We start from the raw sequence: 25,563 nt of genomic DNA on the forward strand, positions 1-25,563 counted from the left end.
CTGGATACCAGGGCCGTTCCGTCACCTTGTGGGCACGGGAGGGCGGTCAGGCGCCCTTGCCGGTGCAGCCGGTCTGGTTCTTGTACCGGATCGAAGCGCGCAGGAAATTGTAGACCGAGGTCCGCATGGCCGAGGGCAGCGGCGCGACGCCATTGGCGGCGAGCAGGCCCGAGCTCGAGTTCACGATGGTGTTGGTGTAATACCAGCGGAAGAAGCCGAGCGCGCCCGACGTCGGCGAGATCAGCGCGTTCACCTTGGCCGAGGAGCTGTAGCAGCTGTAGAGCAGGGTGTTGCTGGTGCCGATGATCGGGTAGCCGGACGTCGGATTCTCGACCGCGCTGTTGATGTCGGTCGGGACCCAGTTCAGCGGGTTCTTCTGCGCATCGCCCGACGGCGCGACGAAGCCGAGCGAGTTGAAGGCCTTGGTCGCGTTGGCGGCGGTCGGCTGCAGGAAGGTGGCGGAAGTGCCTTCCTGGATCGAGGCGGCATTCAGCGTGCTGCCGACCAGATATTCAGAACCGACGTAGCCGATGGTGCCCTTCGTCCCGTCGAGCAGGGCGTAGACACCGCTGTTGCCGGTGCCGAGGCGCCAGCCGCTGGTGCTCGGCAGGGTCGAGGTGCCCGAGGCGGTCTTGAACTTGTTACGGCTCATGCCGACGCAGATCGCCGCCATGTGACGGGTGAACAGCGAGGTCGTGCCCGAGCTGTCGGCACGGCCGACGCGCAGCAGGCGGACGTGACCGGTCACATTCGGAATCTGGTCCCAATAGGCGTAGCTGCCGTCGAAGACCTTGCACAGGTCGGTCTTGGTCAGTTCGAGCTTGCCGCTGGCGGTGTTGATGGTGACGCCCGCCGGAACCTTGTAGGCGATGGCGACGGCCGCGATCACGTTCGGGACCTGGATGATATCGCCGTACTTCTGGAACGGATTGGCGTACTGGCCGCTGGTCGGCGTGGCGCCGGGGGCGACGACCGTGACGCCCTGGACGGTGCCGCCGTTGCGATAGGCGTCGATGTCCGACTGCTTCAGCGCATTGTCCGACAGGCCGAATTCGACCGACGGGAAAGCCGAGGCGGGATAGGTGCCGTAGCGGCTCGGATCGTGGCTGAAGAAGCCGGCGATGCCAAGGCCCGAACCCGTGCCCGCATAGTGGTAGGCATTGGTCGAGACGACCGGCGACGCGATGTTGGCCGGGCAGGGCTTTTCCGCCGTGTCGACCAGCACGCCCGACGAATTGCGGACCAGGTAATCGGCGCCGGTGGTCGCGCCGCTGTAGCAGCCGAACGCCTGGGCGATGGCCGGGGCCGGCAGCGTGGCACCGCCGCCATGGATGTCGGTGGCGGAGGCGGTGCCGGCAAGACCGGCGGCCGCCAGGAGGACAGCGCCGCCGAGGAGCTTGAGCTTGAGGGACTTCATGTTGGGCCTCATGGATGGAGATGCCGCGAATTGTTCATCTCTTCAGTCCGCGCCCGGAGCGATCGGCAAATCCCCAGAATTCCGACTGGTGATGGCGCGCAATTTCCGTCCACCCCCGACGGAGATTTGCCGTTCGTTTCGAACGCGGGCCGAATTTAGATTTTGGCGGCGCACAATCAATCCGAATCCGAGGTCCTGGACGGTAACAATATGTAAATTGGCTTGAATTGATATAACGTCGTTTTCTGAAATGTCTCTTGATGCCTGCGTGAAAGCAGTATTTCTGTTTCCGGATATTCAATGACATTTATATTTTCCCGGCGCGATGAATTTATTTCGATTTCATGACGGTATGGCGGTGGGGCGAATCCAATTCCTGATTTGTGAATTTTATTTGAAACTGGGGAAAATGTTTGTGACCCTACCCGGGATTGCTTAAACCAGCGCCGTCCCCCGGGGTCCGGCCTCGGGCGGCGAAGGTTCGCAGGCGTCGGGTACGTCAGGGGCGCAGTGTGTCCGAATTGATCGACAGTCGTGGTGCGGAGGAGCAAGGCGGGGCGGCTCCCGATCTCGGCGGGCTGCTGCTTGATCGTGGCCTGCTGGCACCCGAGACACTGGCTCGCGCCCGCCTCGTGCAGGCGGAAACCCGCGAACCCCTCGATGCCGTGTTGACCCGCCTCGGCATGATGTCCGAGGACAGCCTGGCGCAGGCGCTGGCCGGCGCGCTGGACCTTCCGGTCGCCACCCCCGCCGTCTTTCCCCAAAGCCTGCCCGCCGCCGGCCGGGTCGCGCCGCGTTTCCTGCGCCGGGTGCGCGCCCTGCCGCTGGCCGAAGGCGAGGCGGGCATGGCGGTCGCCTTCGTCGACCCCCTCGATACTTATGCGCGCGCCGCGCTGGCCTTCGCCCTGCGCTGTCCCGTCCTGCCCCAGGTGGCGCGGGCGAGCGATGTCGAACAGGCGCTGGACCGCCTGCTGGGCGCGGCGACCGGCGATGCTGCCAGCGGTGCCGACGAGGCGGCGGACGATGCCGATATCGAGCGGATGCGCGATCTTGCCAGCGATGCCCCGGTGGTGCGCGTGGTCAATGCCCTGATCATGCGGGCGGTCGAGGCGCGGGCCTCGGATATTCATCTCGAGCCGGGCGAGGATGGCCTGAAGCTGCGCCTGCGCATCGACGGCGCCCTCGTCGACCGCGAAACCCTGCCCGCGGCGATGAAGAACAGCATCGTCTCGCGCATCAAGGTCATGGCCAATCTCGACATCGCCGAGCGGCGCCTGCCCCAGGATGGGCGCCTGCGCCTCGCCGTGCGGGGGCAGGATATCGACTTCCGCGTCGCCACCTCGCCGGTCATCCACGGCGAGAGCGTCGTGCTTCGCATTCTCGACCGCTCGCATCTCTCGCTCGATTTCGACGCCCTTGGCTTCGGCGAGGCGATGAAGGCGCAGTGGCTGAAGATCCTGCGCCGGCCGCACGGCATCGTCCTCGTCACCGGCCCGACCGGCAGCGGCAAGACCACGACGCTCTATGCCTCGCTCTCGGCCCTGAACACGCAGGATCGCAAGATCCTGACCATCGAGGACCCGATCGAATACCGCCTGCAGGGCATCAGCCAGACTCAGGTGCGCCACAAGATCGGCCTCGGCTTCGCCGAATCCCTGCGCTCCTTCCTGCGCCAGGACCCGGACGTGATGATGGTCGGCGAAATCCGCGATCTCGAGACCGTGCAGGTCGCGATCCAGGCGGCGCTGACCGGCCATACCATCCTCTCGACCCTGCACACCAACGATGCGCCGAGCGCGGTCACCCGCCTCCTCGACATGGGGGCTGAGCCCTATCTGATCGCCTCGACCCTCAATGCCGTGCTGGCCCAGCGTCTGGTGCGCCGGTTGTGCCCGCATTGCCGCGAGCCCTATCGCCCGACGCCGGAGGCGCTCGCCGCCCTCGGCCCCGGGGCCGTGCCGGCGGGGGACATCCATTTCCACCGCGAGGTCGGCTGCGCGGCCTGCGGCGGCAGCGGTTTCCGCGGCCGGCTCGCCATTCTCGAATTGCTGCCGATGAGCGAGGCGATTTCCCGCCTTGTCCTCGGCCGGGCCGAAGCGCGGGACATCGCCCGCATCGCCATCGGCGAGGGGATGCGCCCGATGCTGGCCGACGGCATCGACAAGGTGGTGGCGGGCCTGACCACGATCGACGAAGTCCTCCGCGTGACGCGGGAGGGCGAGGCGTGAAGAATTTCCGCTATCGCGCCGTCGTCCTGCGCACGGGCGAAATCCAGCAGGGCACGGTCGAGGGCCGCGACCGCGATGCCGCGATCGAAGCCCTGCGCGTCGCCGGCCTGATGGCGATCGAGGCGACGGAAGGCGAAGCCGCCGCGCCCGCGCGGGTCCGCGTCGCGGGCGCCCAGCGCAAGGCCCTGCCCGATACCGTTGGCCAGATCGCCGTGCTGCTCGATGCCGGTCTGCCGCTCGACCGGGCGCTGGCCATGGCCGCCGACAATGCCCGCGATCCGGCGCTGGCCGGTGCCGTCCTCGCGCTACGCGACCGGGTCAAGGGCGGCGTGCCGCTGGCGAGGGCCATGGCCGAGGCAGGCGGCCTGTTCTCGCCCATGGCGATCGCCCTCGCCGAGGCGGGGGAGGCCAGCGGCCGGCTGGGCACCACCCTCGCCCGGCTCGCCGCGGCGCTGGAGCGGCAGGAGGCGCTGCGCCAGACCGTGCGTTCGGCCCTGTTCTATCCGTTGATGCTGCTCGTGGTCGCCCTCGGCGTCATCCTGATCATGCTGCTCGTCGTCGTGCCGCAGTTCGAGACGCTGTTCGCCGACCTGGGCGGCGACCTGCCGCCGGTCACCGCCATCGTTGTCGGCATCAGCCGCTTCATCCGTGACTGGGGCCTGATCGCCCTGCTCGGCGTCATCGTCGGCGGGTTCCTGCTCCGCCACTGGCTGCGCCGGCCCGAGATGCAGGCGGTCGTCGACCGCCGCATCCTCTCGGTCCCGCTCGCCGGGCGGCTGGTCGTCGAGGCGCAGACGGCGCGTTTCGCCCGCACCCTCGGCGCGCTCGTCGACAGCAATGTCGCGCTGCCGGCCGCCCTCGCGATCGCCGCGCGTACCCTGTCCAACCGCCACATGGCGGCGGCGGTCGGCCGTGTCGCCGCGGGCCTGCACGAGGGCGCGGGGCTGGCCGGGCCGCTGGCGGCGACCGGCATCTTCCCGCGCCTCGCCATCGGGTTTCTGCGTACCGGCGAGGAAACGGCGCAATTGGGCCCCATGCTGCTGCGCCTCGCCGATGTTCTCGACCGCGAAGTCAACCACACGACCCAGCGGCTGATCACCCTGATGACCCCGGTGCTGACCGTCGTGCTTGGCATCGTCGTCGCCGGGGTGATCGCCGCCATCATGTCCGCCATCCTCGGCGTCAACGATCTGGCCCTGCAATGACCATGCTCCCCCAAATCCCTTCCCGCCGCGGGCAGCGCCAGCGCGGGTTCACCCTGATCGAACTCCTCGTGGTGCTGGCCATTCTCGGCCTGCTTGCCGCCGTGGTCGGGCCGCAGGTTCTGAAATACCTCGGCTCCTCGCGCACGCAGACGGCCCGGGTCCAGTTGCAGAATGTGACCGCCAGCCTCGAGCTCTATCGTCTCGACGTCGGCCGCTATCCGTCGCAGCAGGAAGGTCTGGCCGCGCTGATGGCGCCGCCGAAGACCGCGCCGGGCTGGAACGGCCCCTATCTGCGCCGGGCCGAGGCGCTGCGCGATCCCTGGGGCAATCCCTATCTCTACAAGATGCCGGGCGAGCACGGCGAAGTGGATGTCTATACCCTCGGCAACGACGGCGCCCCGGGCGGCACGGGCGAGGCGCAGGATGTCGGCAACTGGTGAGCGCGGCGCGACCCTGATCGAGGTGATGGTGGCGCTTGCCATCCTCGCCCTCGCCGGGGCCATCGTCTATCCGACCATGGACCGGGGCTTTGCCCAGATGCAGTTCCGCCGCGCCGCCGAACAGCTTTCGGCCGACCTGCGCGGCGCGCGTGGCCTCGCACTCACCGCCGGGCGGCCGGTCGCTCTCGTCCTTTCCGGCGATGGTGGGGGATACGATCCGGGCACCGGCGCCGCCCGGCGCGCGGTCGATGGCATCACCCTGTCGGGAACGCCTCGCGTTACCTTCTTCGCCGATGGCTCGACCAGCGGCGGCGCCATCGCGCTTGTCGCGGCGCGGGGCACGCGCCGGGCGGAAGTGACGGTGGATGTCGTGACCGGCGCTGTCGCGCTCCGAGGCCTGTGATGGCGCGGCGGGACGGGCAGCGCGGATTCGGCCTCGTCGAAGTGCTGGTCGCCCTTGGCGTGCTTGGCCTTGGCCTCGGTCTTCTGTTCGGCATCGTCGGCGACACGGCGCTGCGCAGCCGGATCGGCGGCGACCGTCAGGCGGCGCTGCTCGTCGCGCGGAGCCAGCTCGATGGCGCTGGCATCGCCTATGCCCTCGACGGGCGCGAGGTGGGCGGCGTTTCGGGGCCGCTCGCCTATGCGGTGCGCAGCCGGCCTTACGAGACTGCGGCGCCCAGCACCGCCGGGCAATTGTGGCTGGTCACCGTTTCGGTCTGGCCCCGGGCCGGCGGCCCGGTCATCGCGGAATTGCGGAGCCTGCGCCTTGTCCCCCCGCGCTGACACCGCCGCCCGCCAGCGCGGGGCCACTCTGGTCGAGGCCATCGTCGCCCTTGCCCTGCTGGCGCTGTTCTCGCTCCTGCTGCTCCAGGGGCTGACGGCGGCGCGCAACCTGTGGCAGGGCGCTTCCGCCCGGGCTTCGGTCGCCGAGGCGATCGAAGGTGCGCAGGCGGTGCTGCGGGAGCGGATCGGCCATATGTATCTGAAAGCGCGCTACGACGCCCCGACGCCCTATCCCGATATAGACGGCGGTCCGGCAGGCCTCGTCTTTACCGGACCTCGGGCGCAGGCGGACGGGCCGGCGGGCCTTGCCCGTTATCAACTCGCGGTCGAGGCGGGGGGTGATCTCGTGCTGCTGTCGCGCAGCGATCTGTTCGGCCGCGATGGCGATCGCCCGTGGCGACGCGATGTCCTGTTGCGCGGCGTCGCCGGCCTCGACATCGCCTATTACGGCCGGACCGAGGACGAGGCGGCGGCCTGGCGCGAAAGCTGGCACAAGATCCCCTTCATCCCCGGGCTGATCCGGTTGCGCGTGCGGTTTCCGTCCGGCGATTCGCGCTGGTGGCCCGATCTGCTGATCCGGCCCATGGTCAATATCGACGGCGATTGTGTACTCTATGACGAAGGCGCGCGATGCGCGGGGCGCGGCTGATGGATATCAAGGCCCTACTCAATACCGACATGACGACCCTTGTCCGGGGTCTGAAGCGTGGCCTGGACTGGTGGGCGGGGGAATTATCGGCGCTGGTGCCGGCAAGGTTTCGTGCCCGGCTGACGCGCCCTCGCCTGGTCGTCGCGATCGAGCGGGGCGAACCTGTCTTCTACCGCAGCGGGACAGGGAGCTGGCGCCGGGTGGACAAGCCGGGGCGGGCTGCCGTGAGGGCAGCCCTGGTGGTCGCACCAGAGGCGGTGCTGACCGGCGACTTCGACTATCCGGTGCCGTCGCCCGGAGAACTCCGCCGCATGTTGACCCTCGATCTCGACCGGCTGACGCCCTTCGCCGCCGCGGATGCGGTGTTCGATGCCGAAGTTGCCGCCGATCCGGCGGAGAAGGGGGCTACCCGCCGCATTACTCTTGCCGTCATGCGGCGGGAGGATCTCGCGCGCGATCTCGCCCTTCTCGCCGGAAAGGGGATTCATCCCGCCAGCGCGGGCCTCGCCGACGGGGCCGGGACCTTGCGCTTCGATTTCACCCGCGACCTCGATGGCGCGGTCCAGGCGCGGGGCGGCCGCCTCGGCATGGCTTTGCGGATCGCGTTGCCCGTGCTGCTGTTGGCCAATCTCGGCCTTCTCGTGCTGCGCGACGATTTCGCTACGGTTTCCCTGCGCGAGGCGGTGGAGGGCCAGCGCCTGCAGGTCCAGCGCATCGAGCAACTGCGCCGTCAGGTCGATCGCGAGGAGGCGCGGCGGCGCGACCTGCTCGATCTTGCCCGGCGACAGGCGCCCTTGCCCGTGCTCGACGCCGTGACGCGGGCGTTGCCCGACGATGCCCATGCCACCCGTTTCGACTGGAACGGCGCCGAGCTGCGCCTTGCCGGCAAGGCCGCTGACCCCGGGGCCCTGCCCGCCCTGATCGACGCGACGGGACTGTTCGGCCCCGCCAGGCCGCTGGACGAGGCCGCCGGCCCGCCCGGCAGTTTCGGCCTCGCCCTTGCCGCCAAGGTGCAGCCATGAGAAGGCTGAACCCGCGCGAAAGCCGCCTCGTCGCCCTCGGCCTGTTGATCGCCGTCGTCGTCGGCATCCTCGGTCTCGTCGTGCAGCCGCTGGCGGAAGGTTTCGTCGCCCGCGCCGAGGAGCGCGCCGACCTCGAGGCCGAATACGCCCGTAACGCAAGGGTTCTCGACGGGGCCGCGGGCTGGCGTGCCGCCGCCGCCCGCCAGGCCGAGACGGCGCCGGCCTTCGCCCTCGCCGCCGAGGATGCGAGTGGCGCGACCGAGGCCCTGCGCAGCCTGCTGGCCGAGGTCTTCGGCCAGCCGGGCAGCCAGATCCGCAACGTCGGCGAACAGGCCGCGCCGCGACCCGGCTGGGCCGGGGCGGGCCTCGAGGCGGAAATGGCCCAGCCTCAGCTTTATGAGGGGCTGCTGCGCCTTGCCCGCGACAATCCGGCGGTGGTGATCGACGGCTTGTCCATCGCCGTCCTCCGCAACGACGATGTCGGCGCCGCGCCGCGCCTGTCGGTCCGGATGGAGGTGTCGGCCCCCGTCACGCTCCGCCCGGCCGATGGCGCGCCTGCCCCCGGCAACTGAGATGCGTGCCGCCGGCACACCGCGTCGCCAGCGTGGCTTCGCCCTGCCGGCGGCGGTGCTCGGCGTCGGCATCTTCGCCCTGCTCGCGCTCGCCATCGTCGACTGGGGACGCGGCACCGCCGCCTGGCTGCGCGCCGAGAGCCTGCGTGCCCGGTTGGAAGCGGCGGCGGATGCCGGCCTCAATATCGCGATCCACGATCTCGCCATCGAGGACAGGGCCTTGCGCTGGCCCGTCGGTGGCGGGCCGCGTCGTCTCCTGTTCGATGGCGTCACTCTCGATATCGCCATCGAGGACGAACGGGGCAAGATCCCCATCAATTCCGTCGATACGCCGGTGATCCGGGCCTTGTTCGCCCATGCCGGGGTATCCGGGCTGCAGCTCGACGCCCTGACCGACGCGGTCGAGGACTGGCTGGACGAGGACGACACCCCCCGTCTGCACGGCGCCGAGCGGGACGCCTATGCGGGCAGCGGTATCGTCCCGCGCAACGCCGGCTTTCGCACGATCGGCGAGATCGGCTTCGTGAAAGGCATGACACCGCGCATCCTTGCCGCTGTCGCACCGCTCGTCACGCTGATCCCGCGCGCCGATGTCGGCATCGTCGATGGTCGCCATGCAACGCCCGAGGTTCTCGCGGTCATGGCGGGCGAGGGGGTGGATGATTTCGCCACCATCAACCGGCGGCGCGAGGCGGCGGGCCAGCAGACCGCCATCGAGATGGCCGATGACGAGCCTATCGCCCTTCGCCTGGTAACCATCAGGATTGCCGCGACACTGCCAGGCGGTGCGCGCTTCGAGCGGGTGGCCAGCGTCGAATTCACCGGCGATCCGAAACAGCCCTACTGGATCCGCGCCGTTCGCTGAGCGGCTCCGTCACTGTCGCCGGATCATCGCAAATGAGTCACCGGCCGGTCATCGGCCCCTGCTATTGCCATGACAGGGGGCGCAACGAGCCGCGTGTGGCGGTTTGGGGGCGGCCGGTGCCTGTCGTGCCGGTATGGCACCTGCGTATCGCCGGGCAAGGCGCCCGTGCCCCGTCGTCGGTATCGGGGTGTGAACGTCGATGGTCAGGGTCGCTTGCGTCGGTCGGTGGGGTGCGAGGCTCGTGTGCGCGGCGGCGATCGCGCTGCCCTGCCTCTTCGGGGCCGCGCACGCCGAGGAGCCGTCGCCACCACCCGAAGACGAGCGCCGCCTCGACATCTGGGAATACCGGATCGAGGGCACGAATATCCTGGCCCAGACGGATGTGGAACGCGCGGTCTATCCCTTTCTCGGCCCCGGCCGCAAGGTCGCCGAGGTGGAGCGGGCGCGCGCCTCGCTCGAAAAGGCCTATGCCGACAAGGGCTATCAGACTGTCGCCGTCGAAATCCCGCCACAGGACGTGAAGGACGGCGTCGTGATCCTGAAGGTCACGGAAGGCGAGGTCGGCCGGTTGCGGGTGCGCGGTTCGCGTTACTATTCGCTCGACCAGATCAGGGCCGAGGCGCCGTCGCTGGCCGAAGGCACGGTGCCGGACTTCAACGCGGTCACCCGGGACATCGTCGGCCTGAACCAGCAGCCCGACCGGCGGGTGACACCGACGTTGCGGGCGGGCGTGGCGCCGGGGACGGTTGACGTCGACTTGCAGGTCGAGGATCGCTTCCCCCTGCATGGCAGTCTCGAGCTGAACAACCGCTACAGCTCGGACACGAAGCCGCTGCGCCTGACGGGCTCCCTGCGCTACGAAAACCTGTGGCAGCTCGGTCATTCGCTCACCCTCGGCTATCAGGTCGCGCCCGAGGATCGGGACGACGGCGAAGTCTTCTCCGCTTCCTATCTCGCGCGCATTCCCCGGATGCCGTCGCTCAGCCTGCTCGGCTATGCGGTGAAGAACGCTTCCGACATCTCGACCCTCGGCGGCACCAATGTCGTCGGCCGGGGCGAGACCTTGGGGCTGCGCGGCCTGATCACCCTGCCCGGCGGTGACGACAGCTTCTTCCATCAGGCGTCGGTCGGCGTCGATTACAAGCATTTCGAGGAACTGGTGGGTTTCGGCGGCGCCGCCGACCAGTCGGCCCCCATCACCTATTACCCGGTCACTGCCGATTACACGGCGAACTGGACCGCCGAAGAGGCACAGACCGAAGCCGGGGTCGGCCTCACCTTCAACCTGCGCGGCCTCGGCAGCGCGCAATCGGAATTCCGCAACAAGCGGGCCGGCAGCAACGGCGATTTCGTCTATCTGCGCGCCCATGCCACCCATACCCGCGATTTGCCCGAAGACTTCCAGTTCTTCGCGAGGATCGAGGGCCAGGCCGCCGATCAGCCCCTGGTGTCCAGCGAGGAGATCAGCGCGGGCGGATTCGATACCGTGCGCGGCTATCTTGAATCCGAAAGCCTGGGTGACAACGGCGTCATCGGCCGGCTGGAGCTGCGCTCCCCCAGCGTCGCGACCATCGGCGATTCGGACTGGAGCGACGGCACGGTCGAGGACTGGCGCTTCTATGTCTTCGCCGATGGCGCGCTGCTTGGCGTGCTGAACCCGGGCGCCGAGCAGGAAGACGGCTTCAGCCTGGCCAGCGTCGGCATCGGCAGCGAAATCCATCTGCTCGATTACCTGCGCGGCGTCGTCGATCTCGGCGTGCCGCTGGTCGACCAGAGCAGCACGAGGGCCGGCGATCCCCGGCTGCATTTCCGCGTCTGGGGTGAGTTCTGACCATGGTTTCCGTTAAAGGGTTGAGGGCGATGGGACGCAAGGGGGCCGGGTCCGTCCTGGCGGTGATGCTGGGCCTGCTGGCCGGTCTGACCATGCTGCCGGGCTCGGCCAAGGCGTGGTGGAACGACGAATGGACGCTGCGCAAGCAGCTGACCATCGACACCGGCGCGAACGGCGCCGGCATCACCGATCCCATCGGCACCAGCCCCGTGCTGATCCGCCTGCACAGCGGCAATTTCCAGTTCGAGGCGGCCAAGCCCGACGGCACGGACCTCCGTTTCGTCGCCGATGACGACACGACACCGCTCAAGTATCACGTCGAGAAATTCGACAGTCTGATGGGCGAGGCTTTCGTCTGGGTCTCGGTGCCCGACCTGAAGCCGGGGGCGCAGGCCAAGCTCTGGCTCTATTACGCCAACCCGAACGCGGGCGGGGCGGAAGAGGCCAAGGCGAGCTACGACCCGGACACGCTGCTGGTCTATCACTTCACCGAGAACGGCCTGCCGGTCCGCGATTACACGACCTGGAACAATACGGCCCAGACCGCGGGCGTGACCGCCGATGGCTCGATGATCGGCCGGGGCCTGCGCCTCGACGGCCAGACGCCAGTGACCCTGCCCGCCTCCGCCTCGCTCGCGTTTGGCAATGGCGCGGCGCTGACCTGGTCGGCCTGGGTGAAGTCGGCGGCGGATCAGCCGAACGCCCTCATCTACAGCCGTCGCGACGGTGTCTCCGGCCTCGACATCGGCATGGATAATGGCGTGCCCTTCGTCGAGCTGCGCAGCGGTTTCGGCCTGCTCCGGGGCGCGGCCCCGGCCGCCGTCGCCGCCGGCAGCTGGCACCATATCGCCGTGACCGCCGACGGCACCCATGTCCGCCTCTATGTCGACGGACTGCCGCAGGCGGAAATCGCCGGCGCCATCGCCGCGATGAACACCCCGGCGCTGATCGGTGCCGATGCCGCGCCGCCGCCAGCGCCGGTCGCAGAGGCCGTTGCCGAGCCGGCCGTCGTGCCCGCCGAAGGCACCGCGCCCGCCACGGAGCCCGCGCCGGAGGCTGCTGCGCCCGCGCCCGCCGCGCCGCATTACAGCGCCTTCGTCGGCGAACTCGACGAGTTGCAGATCGCCAAGGTCGCGCGCCCGGCCGGCTTCATCCGCCTCGCCGCCCTCGGGCAGGGCGGCGACAGCGCCAAGCTGCTCTCCCTCAGCGTCGATGAAGAAACGGCGAGCTGGCTGACCGGCTATTTCGCCGTGATCGTGAAGTCGGTCACGCTCGATGCCTGGGTCGTCATCGGTATCCTTGCCGTGATGGCGGTGATTTCCTGGATCGTCGTTGCCGCCAAACTGTCCTATGTCGGCGGCCAGCAGAAGGCCAACCGCCGCTTCCTCGAAGCCTATGACGAATTCGCCAGCGACCTCTCGGCGCTCGAAACCAAATCGGCCGAGGCCGGGGTGCTGGCCGCCCATCTGTCGAAGGCGGAACTCCGGCTGGTGCACCGGTCGGCGCTTTACCGCGTCTTTCATGCGGGGCTGCATGAAATCCAGCGCCGCTTCGCTGGAACCCCGGAGGGGCAGCGCTGGCTGCGCGTCGAATCCATCACCGCGATCCGTGCCAGTCTCGATGCGGTCGTCGTGCGCGAGACGCAGAAGCTGAACCGACAGATCGTGATCCTGACCATCGCGATCTCGGGCGGGCCCTTCCTCGGTCTGCTCGGCACCGTGGTCGGCGTGATGATCACCTTCGCCGCCATCGCGGCGTCCGGCGACGTCAATGTGAACGCCATCGCCCCCGGTATCGCCGCCGCGCTGCTGGCGACCGTCGCCGGTCTCGGCGTCGCGATCCCCGCGCTCTTCGCCTACAACTACCTCAACTCGCGCATCAAGGATGCGACGGCGGACATTCACGTCTTCGTCGACGAGTTCATTTCCCGTGTCGCCGAATTCTACGCCTGGTCGCCGGAGGTTCCGGCGCAGCGGGCGGGCGATCCGCTCGCGGCGGAGTGACGGCGATGCAGGTCCAGGGCGACAACAAGCCATATGACGACATCAACATCACGCCGATGCTCGATCTCGCCTATGTGCTGCTGGTCATCTTCATCATCATGACGACGGCCAGCGTGCAGGGCATGAAGGTGAACCTGCCCCGCGCCAGTGCCCAGCCCAGTCTTGCCGAATCGAAGACCCAGGCGATCAGCCTGACCGCCGACGGCAAGATGTTCCTGAACACGACGCCGGTCGCCTCGCTCGATGACCTGAAGCAACGCCTGCTATCGCAGAAGGCGCTGACGCCGGACTTCCCCGTGGTGATCAAGGGCGACGGCCTGTCGCAATATCAGGGCGTCATGGACGTGCTCGACCTTCTCGGCCAGATCGGCATCAGCCAGGTCGGCCTCGCCACCAAGCCGCTGGTGAAGTGACCGGCCATGATGCGCGGCGACGACGAGGATGACGACGACAAGCAGGGCTTCCTGCGGCGCAACGCGCCCGGAATCGCGGCGGGTGTCGTCGCGGTCGCGGTGTTCGGCGTCGCCGCGGTGATGGTGACCGGCGGCGACAGCCAGCCGACGCGGAAGGTGCCGGAGCCGCAGGTGGTGCAGATCCTGACGCCGCCGCCGCCCCCTCCACCGCCGCCCCCGCCGCCGCCCGAGGTCGAGGATCAGCCCCCGCCCGAAGAGAAGATGGAGGAGCAGCCCCAGATCGCCGAGCCCGAGGTGAAGGAAGAGGCGCCGAAGGAGCAGCCCAAAGACGCGCCGCCCGACGCGCCCGCGCCCGGCCCCCTCGGCCTCGACCAGCAGGGCACGGGTCCGGGTGACGGCTTCGGTCTCGCCGGCCGGCCCGGGGGCGGAGGGCTGTTGGGTGGCGGCGGAGGGGGCGGCGGCAGCCGGTTCGGCTGGTATGCCGCCAAGGTCCAGACCGCGATCGAAGCCGCGCTGCGCGATAACCGCAAAACGCGCAAGGCCTCGATTTCCGGCCTCCGGGTCCAGCTCTGGCTCGATGCCACCGGCAATGTCACCCGCGTCCGCCTCGCCGCCTCCACCGGCGATGCCGAGGTCGATCGCGTGATCGAGAATGAAATCCTGCGGGGGCGGCATTTCGAGCCGCCGCCATCCGATATGCCCCAGCCCATCGTCATGCGCATCAAGGCGCTGCGGCCGGGCTGACGACTTCCGAAGTGGGGAACCCCATGTCCAAGCGTGATACCAGCCTTCGCCGTCTCGCCGCCCCGGCCCTTCTGGTTGCCGCCGGGCTGGCCGCCGCCGCGCCCGCCGTGGCGCAGGACACGGCGCCTTCGCCCAACGCGACGATCAATCTCATCAACCTGATGGTGAAACGCGGCCTGATCACCAAGGCCGACGCCGAGGGCCTGATCAAGCAGGCCGAGGCGGAAGCGGCGGCCGCGACCGCGGCGGCGGCTCCGGCAACGGCGGCGGCACCCGGCGGCACCACGGTGGCGGTGCCCAACCGCGATGGCACGGTGCGCGTCCAATATGTGCCCGAGATGGTGCGCAAGCAAATCCGCGACGAGGTGCGCAGCGAAGTGATGGCGCAGGCCAAGCGCGAAGGCTGGGCCACGCCCAACGCCATTCCCGACTGGACCCAGCGCATCAAGATCACCGGCGACCTGCGCCTGCGCTACGAGGGCGATTACTTCGGCGATACGTTCGCCGATCCGAACAATGCGGGTGAATTTCCCAATTTCAACGCCATCAATACCGGCAGCCCGGTCGATCTCGCCAATATCGCGCTCAATCCGCTGCCGCAGCTGAATGTCGATCAGGACCGCGAACGGATGCGCCTGCGCGCCCGGCTCGGCGTTGCGGCCGATATCGGCGATGGCTTCTCCACCGGTCTTCGCATCGCGACCGGCGACGGCGCCAGCCCGGTTAGCACGAACCAGAGCCTGGGCGGCAATGGCGGCGACTTCAGCAAATATTCGATCTGGCTCGACCGCGCCTACATCCGCTACAAGGGCGATATCGTCGACGGCCTCGACCTCACCCTCGATGGCGGGCGTTTCGACAATCCGTTCTTCGCGACAGACCTGATCTGGGACGACGATCTCGGCTTCGACGGGCTGGCTGCCGCCGCGCGCTATAACCCCGGCGGCAGCGCGAAACCCTTCGCGGTGCTGGGCGCCTTTCCGGTCTATAACACCGATTTCAACTTCGCCAGCAATCAGGCGACCAAATTCACCAGCCATGACAAATGGCTGCTGGGCGGCCAGGCCGGCCTCGACTGGAAGATCGCCGACGATTACAAGCTGAAGGCCGGCATCGCCTATTACCAGTTCAACGATATCAAGGGCCAGCTTTCCAGCCCCTGCGAGGTGGTCGGTTCGTCGACCGCCTGCGACACCGACGCGACGCGGCCCTCCTTCGCGCAGAAGGGCAACAGCTACATGGCCCTGCGCAACATCCTGCCGACGGCGGCCAACGGCAATGGCACGACCGACCTTTACCAGTATTTCGGTCTCGCCACCGGTTTCCGCGAACTCTCGCTGACCGCGCGGCTGGATCTCAGCGAATTCAAGACCCTGCCGATCGCGCTCGACGGCGAATATGTAAAGAACCTCGCCTTCGATGAAAGCCGCCTGCGTGCCAACGCGGTGAACAACCGCGCGGTCACCAAGGCCGGCGATCCCATCGGCGAATTCGAGGGCGGCGATACCGCCTTCATGGCCCGCCTCACCCTCGGCAGCGAACAGGTGCGGCAGCGCTGGGACTGGAACCTGCGTTTTGCCTATAAATATCTGGAATCGGATTCGGTGGTCGACGGTTTCACCGACAGCGACTTTGGTCTTGGCGGCACCAACCTCGAAGGTTACGTCTTCGGCGGTGCCCTCGGTCTTGCCGACAATGTCGCGTTGTCGCTGCGCTGGCAGAGCGCGGACAGTCTCGCCGGCGCGCCCTATTCCGCCGATGTGCTGCAAGCCGACCTGAACGCGAGGTTCTGACCATGTGGCGCCGCTCCGCTCTCGCCCTCGCGATCCTGACGGCTTCCGCCGGCATCGCCCTCGCCGATCAGGATACGGAAACCCGCCTGCGCGACGCGCTGCGCACCGCGACGGGCCAGCTCCGCGCGCTCGAGGATGAACGCACGGCGTTGCAGGCACGGGTCTCCGTCGCCGAGAAGGAGCGGGACGCGCTGAAGGCGCAGGTCGCGACCGTGAAGGACCAGCTCGCCGCCGCGCGCAAGGAAACCGCCGCCGAAGCCGGCAAGGTCGCCGAACTCGAAACACGGGCCGGCGAACAGGCCGGCGCGCTCGACCGGATGCAGGGCGTGCTGGGCCAGTGCCGCAGCGCCAACGAGAAGGCGGTCACGCTCGGCAAGTCGCTGGAGGAAGAGGGGCGCCGCCTTTCGGCCGAGCTGGACGGCCAGCGTGGCCGGGCGGACGCCTGCGAAGCGAAGAATATCGAACTTTACCGCGTCGGCAGCGAAATCCTCGATGCCTATGCCGGCGTTGGCCTTGGCGATGTCGTCGCGACGCGGGAACCGTTCCTTGGCCTCAAAAGGGTCGAGCTGGAAACCCTGGTGCAGGATTATCGCGACAAGCTGGCCGACGCCAAGGTGAAGCCGTGAGGCGCGCTCTCCTCGGCCTCGTGATCGGCCTTGGCCTCGCCGGGCCAGTGGCGGCGGCGGACGAGGTCATCGCCCGGGTCGGCGGTGTCGATATGACCGCGACGGAAGTGCGCGCCCTGCTCGACGGGCTCAGCCCGCAACAGCGCGAGGCGCTGGCGAAAGACCCGGCGGCGCTCGGCCGCCTGCTGCGCCAGATGCTGGCCGGCCGCCTCCTCCTCGCCGAGGCCGAGGCGAAGAAATGGGACAAGCGGCCCGAGGTCGCGGCCGCCATCGAACGCGCCCGCCAGTCGGTAATCGTCGAGAGTTACCTGCAGACCAAGGCGGTGGCGCCGGATGGCTATCCGTCCGAGGCCGACATTGCCTCGGCCTATGATGCCAATCGCACCAGTTTCCTCGTGCCCCGGCAATATCGCCTCGCCCAGATTTTCATCGCGCTGCCCAAGGGCGCCGACAAGGCGGCGGAAGCGGCCGCGCAGAAGAAACTCGCCGCGGTACAGGCGGCGCTGAAGCCGAAGGGCGCCGATTTCCTCGCCCTCGCCAAACAATTCTCGGACGAGGAGGGCGCGGGGGCCGATCCCGCCTTCGCGGCAGAGACGGCGATCCGGCCGGAAATTCGCGAGCGTATCGCCGGCCTCGACGAAGGCGCTGTGACCGATCCCATCCGCCTCGACGATGGCTGGCATCTGGTGAAACTCTTCGCGACCAAGGCGGCCTATACCCGCCCGCTGGACGAGGTGCGGCCCCAGCTGGTCGAAGCCCTGCGCCGCGAGCGGGCGCAGGTGGAGGCGCAGAACTACATGGCCGGCCTGTTGCAGGCCAATCCCGCCGCGATCAACGAAATCGCCCTGACCCGCCTGCTGGCCGGCGAGGGGCAGTAACCGCTCAAGACCGTCCGGCCAGCAGCGCCCGCGCCACCTTGGAGCCGCTCTGCCGGCCGAGGTGGCCGGCGATAAAGGCCCCGGCATCGACCAGAAGGTTCAGGTCGACGCCGCAGGCGAGCCCAAGGCCGTTCAGCAGATAGACGACATCCTCGGTCGCGACATTACCGCTCGCGCCCTTCGCGTAGGGGCAGCCGCCCAGCCCGCCGACCGAGGCATCGAAGGTGGCGACGCCCAGTTGCAGCGAGGCATTGATATTGGCGATCGCCATGCCATAGGTGTCGTGATAGTGGCCGGCGAGGCGGGACAGCGGCACGAATTTGGCCACAGCCTCGATCATGCGGGAAATGGAGAGCGGGGTGCCGACGCCGATGGTGTCACCCAGCGAGACTTCCCGGCAGCCCATCACCATCAGTTCGGCCGCGACCCTCGCGACCTGCGCGGGCGCGATGGCGCCTTCATAGGGGCAGCCGACGACGCAGGAGACATAGCCTCGCACCGAAACGCCCGCCGCCGCCGCTGCGTCCACGACGGGACGGAAGCGTTCAAGGCTTTCCGCGATGGAACAATTGATGTTGCGTTGGGAAAAGCTCTCGGACGCGGCGGCGAAGACCGCGACTTCCGTCGCGCCCGCGGCCAGCGCGGCCTCGAAACCCTTCAGGTTCGGGGTCAGCACCGGATAGGTAACGCCCGGTCGCCGGGTTATGCCCTCGAGAACCGCCGTGTTGTCGGCCATCTGCGGCACCCACTTCGGCGAAACGAAGGCGGTCGCTTCGATCATGGTCAGGCCCGCCGTGGCCAGTTTGTCGATCAGGGCGATCTTCACCGCGGTCGGCACCACGCCCGGCTCGTTCTGCAGGCCATCGCGGGGTCCGACCTCGACGATTGTGACGGTCTTCGGCAACATCGGCCTCTCCCTCAGGCTTCCGCCTCGAACTGGACGAGGGCGGCGCCCTCGGCCACCTGATCGCCGACCGCGAAGCGGTATTCGCGCAACGTGCCGGCGGCGGGGGCGGTGATCGTATGTTCCATCTTCATGGCTTCGAGCACCAAGAGCGGCGTTCCCTTGTCCAGCTTCGCGCCGACCTCGGCCAGCAGGGCGACGATCTTGCCCGGCATGGGCGCGACCAGGCCGCCGGCCTCGCCTTCGTCCTCGAAATCCTGATGCAGGGGATCGTGATGGCGCAGGATGTGATGGTCGCCGTTCAGGAACACATGGCGCGTCTCGCCCAGCAGGGCGACGCTGGCCCGCAGGCGCCGGCCGCCGAGGTCGAGCATCATGCCGCCTGCCGCGTCCAGACTGGCGCTGGCGAGGCAGGTCACGCCATCGACGGTCAGTCTCCAGCCCGGGCCCTCCGCCACGATGGCGACGAGGTGCAAGGTCTCGCCGTCGAGGTAATGCAGCCGGCGCGGAACGGACATGGTGGCGCGCCAGTTGTCAGGCCGGGTCCAGGGGTCGGCGCCCGCGGCGGCCTGCTCCCGGCACAGGTCGGCGAGGGCGGCGGCCAGTACGGCATCGCGGGGCGTGGGCGCTTGCGGCGGGAACAGGGCCGTGTGTTCCCGCTCGATGAGGCCCGTGTCGAGGTCCGCGCCCGCGAAGGACGGGCAGGCGATCAGCCGGCCGAGGAAGGCGACATTGGTCGTCACCCCGGCGATGCGCACCGCCTTCAGCGCGGTGCCCATGCGGGCGAGGGCGGCATCCCGGTCGCGGTCCCAGACGATCAGCTTCGCCACCATGGGGTCGTAATGGGGCGTGATGTCGTCGCCCTGTTCCACCCCGCTGTCGAGGCGGACATGGGCGCCCTCGGCCGGGGCCTCGAAATGGACGAGGCGGCCGATGGACGGCAGGAAGCCCCGGCCCGCGTCTTCGGCATAGATACGGGCCTCGATGGCATGGCCGTCGATGGAAAGCTGATCCTGCATCAGGGGCAGGGGCTCGCCCGCGGCGACCCGGATCTGCCATTCGACCAGATCCTGCCCGGTGATCATCTCGGTCACCGGATGTTCGACCTGCAGGCGGGTGTTCATTTCCATGAAGAAGAAGCGCCCGTCGTTGCCGACGATGAATTCGACCGTGCCGGCGCCGACATAGCCGACGGCGCGGGCGGCGGCCACCGCGGCCTCGCCCATGGCGCGGCGCCTCGCCTCGTCCATGCCGGGGGCCGGCGCTTCCTCCAGCACCTTCTGGTGCCGGCGCTGCACCGAGCAATCGCGCTCGAACAGATGGACGCAGTTGCCGTGGGCATCGCCGAAGACCTGAATCTCGATATGGCGCGGCCGGGTGACATAACGCTCGACAAGGACGAGGTCGGACCCGAAGGAAGCCGCGGCCTCCCGCCGGCAGGAGGCGAGGGCGCTGGCGAAGTCCTCCGCCCGCTCGACAAGGCGCATCCCCTTGCCGCCGCCGCCCGCCGCCGCCTTGATCAGCACGGGGTAACCGATGCGCGCGGCTTCGGTGGCGAGAAAATCCGGCTCCTGCTCGGCGCCGTGATAGCCGGGGGTGAGGGGAACACCAGCGGTTTCCATCAGCGATTTGGCTGCGGATTTGCTGCCCATGGCGCGAATGGCGGCGGGGGGCGGGCCGATGAAGGTGATCCCCGCTTCGGCGCAGGCCTCCGCGAAATCGGCGTTTTCCGACAGGAAGCCGTAACCGGGGTGGATCGCCTGTGCCCCGGTCGCCCGGGCGGCGGCGAGGATGTTCTCGGCGACTAGATAGGATTCGCGCGCGGCGGCCGGGCCGATCAGTACCGCCTCGTCGGCGAGGCGGACATGGCGGGCGCCGGCATCGGCCTCGGAATAGACGGCGACGGTGCGCAGGCCCATGCGCCGGGCGGTGCGGATGACGCGGCAGGCAATCTCGCCCCGGTTGGCGATCAGGATGGTGTCGAACATCTGGAACTCCCCCCGGGTCACATGCGGAAGACGCCGAAGCGGGTCGACGGGATCGGCGCGTTCAGCGTCGCCGACAGCGACAGGCCCAGCATCCGCCTCGTCTGGGCGGGATCGAAGATGCCGTCGTCCCACAGGCGGGCACTGGCGTAATAGGGATGGCCCTGTTCCTCGTATTGGGCGCGGATCGGGGCCTTGAAGGCGTCTTCCTCGGCCGCGCTCCAGGTGCCGCCCCTGGCTTCGATGCCGTCGCGGCGAACGGTCGCCAGCACGCTCGCCGCCTGCTCGCCACCCATCACCGAAATCCGCGCGTTCGGCCACATGTAGAGGAAGCGGGGCGAATAAGCCCGGCCGCACATGCCGTAGTTGCCAGCGCCGTAGGAACCGCCGACGACCAGGGTGAGCTTGGGCACGGCGGCGGTGGCGACCGCGGTCACCATCTTGGCGCCATGCTTGGCGATGCCTTCGTTCTCGTATTTCCGGCCGACCATGAAGCCCGAGATATTCTGCAGGAACAGCAGTGGAATGCCGCGCTGGGCGCAGAGTTCGATGAAATGGGCGCCCTTCTGCGCGGATTCGCCGAACAAGATGCCGTTGTTGGCGACGATGCCGACCGGGATGCCCCACAGATGGGCAAAACCCGTAACGAGGGTGGTGCCGAAGCGCGCCTTGAATTCGTCGAGGCGGGAGCCGTCGACGATCCGGGCGATGATCTCGCGGATGTCATAGGGCTTGCGCGTATCGCGCGGCACGATGCCGTAAAGCTCCTCGGCCGGATACAGCGGCTCCTCCGGCGTCGCCAGTTTCACCGTGTCGGGCCGGCGCCAGTTCAGATTGGCGACGATGCGTCGGGCGATGGCGAGGGCGTGGGTGTCATTTTCCGCCAGATGATCGGCGACGCCCGAGATGCGGGCATGGACATCGCCGCCGCCCAGATCCTCGGCCGTCACCACTTCGCCGGTGGCGGCTTTCACCAGTGGCGGGCCGCCGAGGAAGATCGTGCCCTGATTGCGCACGATCACGCTTTCGTCCGCCATGGCGGGGACATAGGCCCCGCCCGCGGTGCAGGACCCCATGACGACGGCGATCTGCGGGATGCCCTTCGCCGACATCTGGGCCTGATTGTAGAAGATGCGGCCGAAGTGGTTCTTGTCGGGAAAGACCTCGTCCTGGTTCGGCAGGTTGGCGCCGCCGGAATCGACCAGATAGACGCAAGGCAGGTGGTTTTCCTCGGCGATTTCCTGCGCCCGCAGGTGCTTCTTCACCGAAACCGGGTAATAGGTGCCGCCCTTGATGGTCGCGTCGTTGCAGACGATGACGCATTCGGTGCCGGAAATCCGGCCGATGCCGGTGATGATGCCGGCGCCCGGGCTGTCGCCGCCATAAAGTCCATGGGCCGCCATCTGCGAGAATTCGAGGAAGGGCGCGCCGGGGTCGAGCAGGGCCGCCACCCGGTCGCGCGGCAGCAGCTTGCCGCGCGCGACATGTTTCTGGCGCGCCGCCGGGCCGCCGCCTTCCGCGGCCTGGGCGATCTTCTCGCGCAGGTCGGCGACGAGGCCGCGCATATGTTCGGCATTGGCGCGGAAATCGTCGGCGCGGGGCGACAGGGCGGATCGGATGACGGACATGGACTTCCTCGGGGGGGCTTCCTCGGCCGGGGGCTTCGATGTTCTTGTGGCGCCCCCGGCTCTTTGCAGATTATAGGCTTTGCCGTGTCCTGTCCTGCCACGCAGGGGTCAAATCGTGCCAACTCCTGACGCCGCGCCGCGCGCGACCCCCGCCGCCTTCATCAGGGCGATCCTCGCCGCCTATAGGGGGCAGGGCCGCGATCCGGCGCCTGCCCTCGCCCGGGCGCAGATCGACCCTGCCGGCCTTGCCGGGCCGGGCGCCGGGGTGACGGCGGCCCAGCTGGAAGCCATGGCCGGCCGCGCCATGCGCGAGCTGGACGACGAGGCGCTGGGCTGGTTTTCCCGGCGCCTGCCCTGGGGCTCCTATGGCCTGCTGGCGCGGGGCTCGCTCACCGCGCCGGACATCCACACCGCCCTGCGGCGCTGGTTCCGCCACCACGCCCTGCTGACCGACGATGTCAGCCTCGCGCTCGAGGCCGAGGGGACGGAGGCGCGGGTTCACCTGCGCGAGAACCAGCCCCTCGGCGGCGATGCCGACATGCGCGAATTCTGCCATGTCACCCTGCTGCGCAATGCCATCGGCTTTTCCAGCTGGCTGGCGGATTCCCGCATCGCCCTGACCGAGGCGTGGTTTCCTTATCCCGCGCCCGATCATGCCGGGGCTTATGATCTTCTGTTCGGCTGCCCCACGCGCTTTGGCGCGGTCGATGCCGGGGTTGCCTTCGATGCCCGCTATCTCGCCCTGCCGGTGCGGCGCGACGAGGCGGCGATGCGCGAGATGCTGCGCAACGCCCTGCCGCTGATCGTGCTGCGCTACAAGCGCGACCGCCTGCTGCTGCGCCGGGCGCAGGCCCTGCTGGCGACGCGGCCGGAATTGCTGGCCAACGCCGAGGCGCTGGCCGGCGCGCTGAACCTTTCGGTCCGCAGTCTGCACCGCCAGCTGGCGCGGGAGGGCACCTCGCTTCAGACCCTGAAGGACGAGGCGCGCAAGGCCGAGGCGATCCGCCTGCTCGACCGCAGCAACCGGCCGGTGAAGCAGATCGCGGCGCAGACCGGATTCGCCAACGAAAGGAGCTTCGCCCGCGCCTTCCGCGGCTGGACCGGGGTCAGCCCGGCGGCCTGGCGTCTTGGTGAACGTGCAGATAAATCGAACGAATATTGAAATATTAGTTGTTTGATCGGATAATGATCTGGATGGCAGCCTGAACTCCACTTCGATCATGGAGTTTCGGTCATGCGTATCCTGTCCCTGCCCGCGCAAATCGCGTCCGGCGTGGGCCTTGCCGGGGTGGTCGCGGCGGGCGGCTTCCTGCTGCACCGCCTGCCCGGCCTTGGATTGTTCAGCCCCATGATCCTGGCCATCCTGCTCGGCATTCTGTGGCGCAATATCGTCGGCGTGCCGGCCCGGGCGGTGGCGGGTTTCCAGTTTGCGCAACGCCGCCTGCTGCGCCTTGCGATCATCCTGCTCGGCCTGCAATTGACGGCGGCGCAGGTCGCTTCGGTGGGGCCGGGCGGCATGGCCGTGATCGGCCTCAGCCTCGCGGGCACCTTCCTGTTCACCGTCCTGCTCGGCCGTCTGCTGGGGGTGGAGCGGGGGCTGGCGGCGCTGATCGCGGCCGGCACCTCGATCTGCGGTGCTTCCGCCGTCGTCGCCGCCAACACGGCGATCCGCGCGCGGGACGAGGATGTCGCTTATGCCATCGCCTGCGTCACCGTCTTCGGCTCCATCGCCATGGTGCTCTATCCACTGGCGGCGCCGCTGCTCGGGCTCGGCGCGCAGGGTTTCGGCCTGTGGGCCGGGGCGTCGATCCACGAAATCGCCCAGGTCGTCGCCGCTTCCTATCAGGAAGGACCGGCGGCCGGCGATTTTGGCACCATCGCCAAGCTGGCGCGGGTCATGCTGCTGGCGCCGGTGGTGATCGGCCTTGGCTTTGCCGTCCGCGCAGGGGGCGAGGGCGAGCGGGCGGCGCGGGCGCCGCTGCCCTGGTTCGTGCTGGGTTTCATCGCCCTCGTCGGGCTGAACAGCATCGTCGCCGTGCCGCCTGCGGTCACGGCGGGGGCGGCGACGGCGACATCCTTGCTGCTGACCACGGCGCTGGCGGCGATGGGGCTGGAGACGGATATCCGCCGGCTGAAGGCGCGGGGCCTGCGCCCCCTGCTGCTGGGCGCCGCGGCCTTTCTTTTCATCGCCGGTTTCAGTCTGATGCTGGTCGAGACCATAGGCTGACCCGATGACCCTCGAACAATTGCGCATCTTTATCGCCGTCGCCGAGCGGGAACATGTAACGAGGGCCGCCGCCGCCCTCGGCCTTACCCCCTCGGCGGTCAGCGCCGCCATCGCCGCGCTCGAGGCTCGGCATGGGGTGGTGCTGTTCGATCGCATCGGCCGGGGCATCGCCATGACTGGCGCCGGTCGCGATTTCCTGATCGAGGCGCGGGCCGTCCTTGACCGCGCGGCAGAGGCGGAGGCGGCCCTGACCGACCTCGCTGGCTTGCGCCGCGGCCGCCTGTGCCTCGCCGCCAGCCAGACCATCGGCAATTACTGGCTGCCGCCCCTGATGCACCGCTATCGCCTCGCCCATCCGGGCATCGTGCTGGAGCTGTTCATTGGCAATTCGCGGCAGGTGGCGGCAAAAGTGATCGAGGGGCTGGCCGATCTCGGTTTCATCGAGAGTGAGGGGGTGGCGGACGAGCTGTCCATCGAAACCGTTGGGAGCGACGACATGCTGCTGGTGGCGAGCCCTGCGCTGGCGGCCCGGGGCGATGATCTCGGCGCCCTGCCCTTTGTGTGCCGCGAGCCGGGCTCGGGCACACGGGCGGCGATGGAGGCCCTGCTGCGGGTGCGTGGCCTCTGCCTCGGCGATCTGTCCCGTCTCGAGTTGCCATCGAACGAGGCGGTTTGCCGCGCGGTCGAGGCGGGCGCGGGCCTTGCCGTACTGTCGCGCCTCGTCGTCGCCTCGGCGCTGGCGGCGGGCAATCTTCAGGTGCTCGATGCCGGCCTGCCGCCCCGGTCGTTCCACGCCATCCGCCATCGCGGCCGCCATCAGGGCGTGGCGGAGGCGGCTTTCCGCCGGCTTATCGCGTCGGCAGGGTCAGCTGCATGAACTGAAGATCGAGCCAGCGGCCGAATTTGATGCCGACCTCCGGCATCAGGCCGGTGCGCAGGAAGCCCAATTGCTCGTGCAGGCGGATCGAGGGCTGATTGCCCGCCTCGATTCCGGCGACCAGCACATGTTTGCCCAGCGCCGCGGCCCGGGGGATCAGCGCCGTCAGCAGCGCCCGGCCGACACCCCGGCCCCGGGTGTTCGCCCCGACATAGACCGAATGTTCGACCGTGTGGCGATAGCCGTCGAAGGCCCGCCAGTCGCCGAAGGAGGCATAGCCGAGCACGGCGCCGTCATCGACCGCGACCAGCACCGGATAGCCCTGCGCCAGCCGGGCGTGCAGCCAGGCCCGGCGGTTGTCGAGATCGACCAGCGTCTCGTTCCAGATCGCCGTCGTGTTCGCCACCGCGTCGTTATAGATGGCGAGAATGCCGGGCAGGTCGCCCTCGGTCGCGTCGCGGATGTCCATCGCT

General features: G+C 68.7%; 24 protein-coding genes. 19 read left to right on the forward strand and 5 right to left on the reverse strand.

Features of this window, described 5'->3' with window-relative positions:
• Positions 1-46: 46 nt before the first annotated feature.
• Positions 47-1,417, reverse strand: coding sequence for a substrate-binding domain-containing protein (locus DKG74_RS07460; RefSeq protein ID WP_165837580.1), 1,371 nt, complete (start codon positions 1,415-1,417; stop codon positions 47-49).
• Positions 1,418-1,929: 512 nt separating this feature from the next.
• On the opposite strand from DKG74_RS07460, the gene DKG74_RS07465 reads away from it, so the two are divergent.
• The 16 genes from DKG74_RS07465 (at position 1,930) to DKG74_RS07540 (ending at position 17,469) form a co-directional block, all read left to right on the forward strand.
• Positions 1,930-3,645 (forward strand): GspE/PulE family protein, encoded by a 1,716-nt coding sequence (locus DKG74_RS07465; RefSeq protein ID WP_207779282.1) that lies wholly within the window; start codon positions 1,930-1,932, stop codon positions 3,643-3,645.
• Positions 3,642-4,850: a type II secretion system F family protein gene (locus DKG74_RS07470; protein ID WP_109904262.1), complete on the forward strand. Its 1,209-nt coding sequence runs from the start codon at positions 3,642-3,644 to the stop codon at positions 4,848-4,850. Before DKG74_RS07465 ends, DKG74_RS07470 begins: the two co-directional genes overlap by 4 nt.
• Positions 4,851-4,852: 2 nt before the next feature.
• Complete coding sequence (gspG, locus tag DKG74_RS07475; RefSeq protein ID WP_109904624.1) at positions 4,853-5,290, forward strand: type II secretion system major pseudopilin GspG; 438 nt, start codon at positions 4,853-4,855, stop codon at positions 5,288-5,290.
• Entirely contained in the window at positions 5,274-5,693 is a 420-nt protein-coding gene (locus DKG74_RS07480) for a GspH/FimT family pseudopilin (RefSeq protein ID WP_165837595.1), read from the forward strand. Before gspG ends, DKG74_RS07480 begins: the two co-directional genes overlap by 17 nt.
• On the forward strand, positions 5,693-6,073 hold the full coding sequence (locus DKG74_RS07485; RefSeq protein WP_109904266.1) for a prepilin-type N-terminal cleavage/methylation domain-containing protein: 381 nt from the start codon (positions 5,693-5,695) through the stop codon (positions 6,071-6,073). Before DKG74_RS07480 ends, DKG74_RS07485 begins: the two co-directional genes overlap by 1 nt.
• A complete protein-coding gene (locus DKG74_RS07490; RefSeq protein WP_109904268.1) occupies positions 6,057-6,722 on the forward strand; it encodes a prepilin-type N-terminal cleavage/methylation domain-containing protein in 666 nt (221 codons plus the stop codon). The genes DKG74_RS07485 and DKG74_RS07490 overlap by 17 nt, the downstream gene beginning before the upstream one ends.
• A complete protein-coding gene (locus tag DKG74_RS07495; RefSeq protein ID WP_133251534.1) occupies positions 6,722-7,744 on the forward strand; it encodes a PilN domain-containing protein in 1,023 nt (340 codons plus the stop codon). Before DKG74_RS07490 ends, DKG74_RS07495 begins: the two co-directional genes overlap by 1 nt.
• Complete coding sequence (gene gspM, locus DKG74_RS07500) at positions 7,741-8,316, forward strand: type II secretion system protein GspM (RefSeq protein ID WP_109904272.1); 576 nt, start codon at positions 7,741-7,743, stop codon at positions 8,314-8,316. Before DKG74_RS07495 ends, gspM begins: the two co-directional genes overlap by 4 nt.
• Before the next feature lies 1 nt (position 8,317).
• Positions 8,318-9,181 (forward strand): type II secretion system minor pseudopilin, encoded by an 864-nt coding sequence (locus DKG74_RS07505; RefSeq protein WP_165837581.1) that lies wholly within the window; start codon positions 8,318-8,320, stop codon positions 9,179-9,181.
• Positions 9,182-9,422: 241 nt separating this feature from the next.
• Entirely contained in the window at positions 9,423-11,012 is a 1,590-nt protein-coding gene (locus tag DKG74_RS07510) for a ShlB/FhaC/HecB family hemolysin secretion/activation protein (RefSeq protein ID WP_207779283.1), read from the forward strand.
• Between the two features lie 29 nt (positions 11,013-11,041).
• Positions 11,042-13,015: a DUF2341 domain-containing protein gene (locus DKG74_RS07515; protein WP_207779284.1), complete on the forward strand. Its 1,974-nt coding sequence runs from the start codon at positions 11,042-11,044 to the stop codon at positions 13,013-13,015.
• A 5-nt stretch (positions 13,016-13,020) separates the two neighbouring features.
• Positions 13,021-13,428, forward strand: coding sequence for an ExbD/TolR family protein (locus tag DKG74_RS07520; RefSeq protein WP_109904280.1), 408 nt, complete (start codon positions 13,021-13,023; stop codon positions 13,426-13,428).
• Positions 13,429-13,434: 6 nt separating this feature from the next.
• The gene (locus tag DKG74_RS07525; RefSeq protein ID WP_109904282.1) at positions 13,435-14,172 is read left to right on the forward strand and encodes an energy transducer TonB family protein; all 738 of its coding nucleotides are present in this window, start codon (positions 13,435-13,437) and stop codon (positions 14,170-14,172) included.
• Between the two features lie 23 nt (positions 14,173-14,195).
• A complete protein-coding gene (locus DKG74_RS07530; protein ID WP_109904284.1) occupies positions 14,196-15,965 on the forward strand; it encodes a putative porin in 1,770 nt (589 codons plus the stop codon).
• A gap of 2 nt (positions 15,966-15,967) precedes the next feature.
• Positions 15,968-16,591: a hypothetical protein gene (locus DKG74_RS07535; RefSeq protein WP_109904286.1), complete on the forward strand. Its 624-nt coding sequence runs from the start codon at positions 15,968-15,970 to the stop codon at positions 16,589-16,591.
• Positions 16,588-17,469: a peptidylprolyl isomerase gene (locus DKG74_RS07540; protein ID WP_109904288.1), complete on the forward strand. Its 882-nt coding sequence runs from the start codon at positions 16,588-16,590 to the stop codon at positions 17,467-17,469. The genes DKG74_RS07535 and DKG74_RS07540 overlap by 4 nt, the downstream gene beginning before the upstream one ends.
• 4 nt (positions 17,470-17,473) lie before the next feature.
• On the opposite strand, the gene DKG74_RS07545 is transcribed toward DKG74_RS07540, so the two are convergent.
• Genes DKG74_RS07545 through DKG74_RS07555 form a run of 3 tightly spaced genes read right to left on the reverse strand, consistent with a single transcriptional unit; the run spans position 17,474 to position 21,986 of the window.
• On the reverse strand, positions 17,474-18,376 hold the full coding sequence (locus tag DKG74_RS07545; protein WP_109904290.1) for a hydroxymethylglutaryl-CoA lyase: 903 nt from the start codon (positions 18,374-18,376) through the stop codon (positions 17,474-17,476).
• 11 nt (positions 18,377-18,387) lie between these two features.
• Positions 18,388-20,361, reverse strand: coding sequence for an acetyl/propionyl/methylcrotonyl-CoA carboxylase subunit alpha (locus tag DKG74_RS07550; RefSeq protein WP_109904292.1), 1,974 nt, complete (start codon positions 20,359-20,361; stop codon positions 18,388-18,390).
• Positions 20,362-20,378: 17 nt separating this feature from the next.
• Entirely contained in the window at positions 20,379-21,986 is a 1,608-nt protein-coding gene (locus tag DKG74_RS07555) for a carboxyl transferase domain-containing protein (protein WP_109904294.1), read from the reverse strand.
• 115 nt (positions 21,987-22,101) lie between these two features.
• Here DKG74_RS07555 and DKG74_RS07560 point away from each other — a divergent pair, with 115 nt between their 5' ends.
• From DKG74_RS07560 to DKG74_RS07570, 3 genes are all read left to right on the forward strand, one after another.
• Positions 22,102-23,148: an AraC family transcriptional regulator gene (locus tag DKG74_RS07560; protein ID WP_207779285.1), complete on the forward strand. Its 1,047-nt coding sequence runs from the start codon at positions 22,102-22,104 to the stop codon at positions 23,146-23,148.
• A 72-nt stretch (positions 23,149-23,220) separates the two neighbouring features.
• On the forward strand, positions 23,221-24,213 hold the full coding sequence (locus DKG74_RS07565; protein ID WP_109904296.1) for a YeiH family protein: 993 nt from the start codon (positions 23,221-23,223) through the stop codon (positions 24,211-24,213).
• A gap of 4 nt (positions 24,214-24,217) precedes the next feature.
• Complete coding sequence (locus tag DKG74_RS07570) at positions 24,218-25,090, forward strand: LysR family transcriptional regulator (RefSeq protein ID WP_109904298.1); 873 nt, start codon at positions 24,218-24,220, stop codon at positions 25,088-25,090.
• On the opposite strand, the gene DKG74_RS07575 is transcribed toward DKG74_RS07570, so the two are convergent.
• Positions 25,062-25,559, reverse strand: coding sequence for a GNAT family N-acetyltransferase (locus DKG74_RS07575; protein WP_109904300.1), 498 nt, complete (start codon positions 25,557-25,559; stop codon positions 25,062-25,064). The genes DKG74_RS07570 and DKG74_RS07575 overlap by 29 nt on opposite strands.
• Between the last annotated feature and the right edge of the window lie 4 nt (positions 25,560-25,563).

It is taken from the genome of Zavarzinia aquatilis (assembly GCF_003173035.1).
In the GTDB taxonomy this organism is placed as follows: Bacteria; Pseudomonadota; Alphaproteobacteria; order Zavarziniales; family Zavarziniaceae; genus Zavarzinia; species Zavarzinia aquatilis.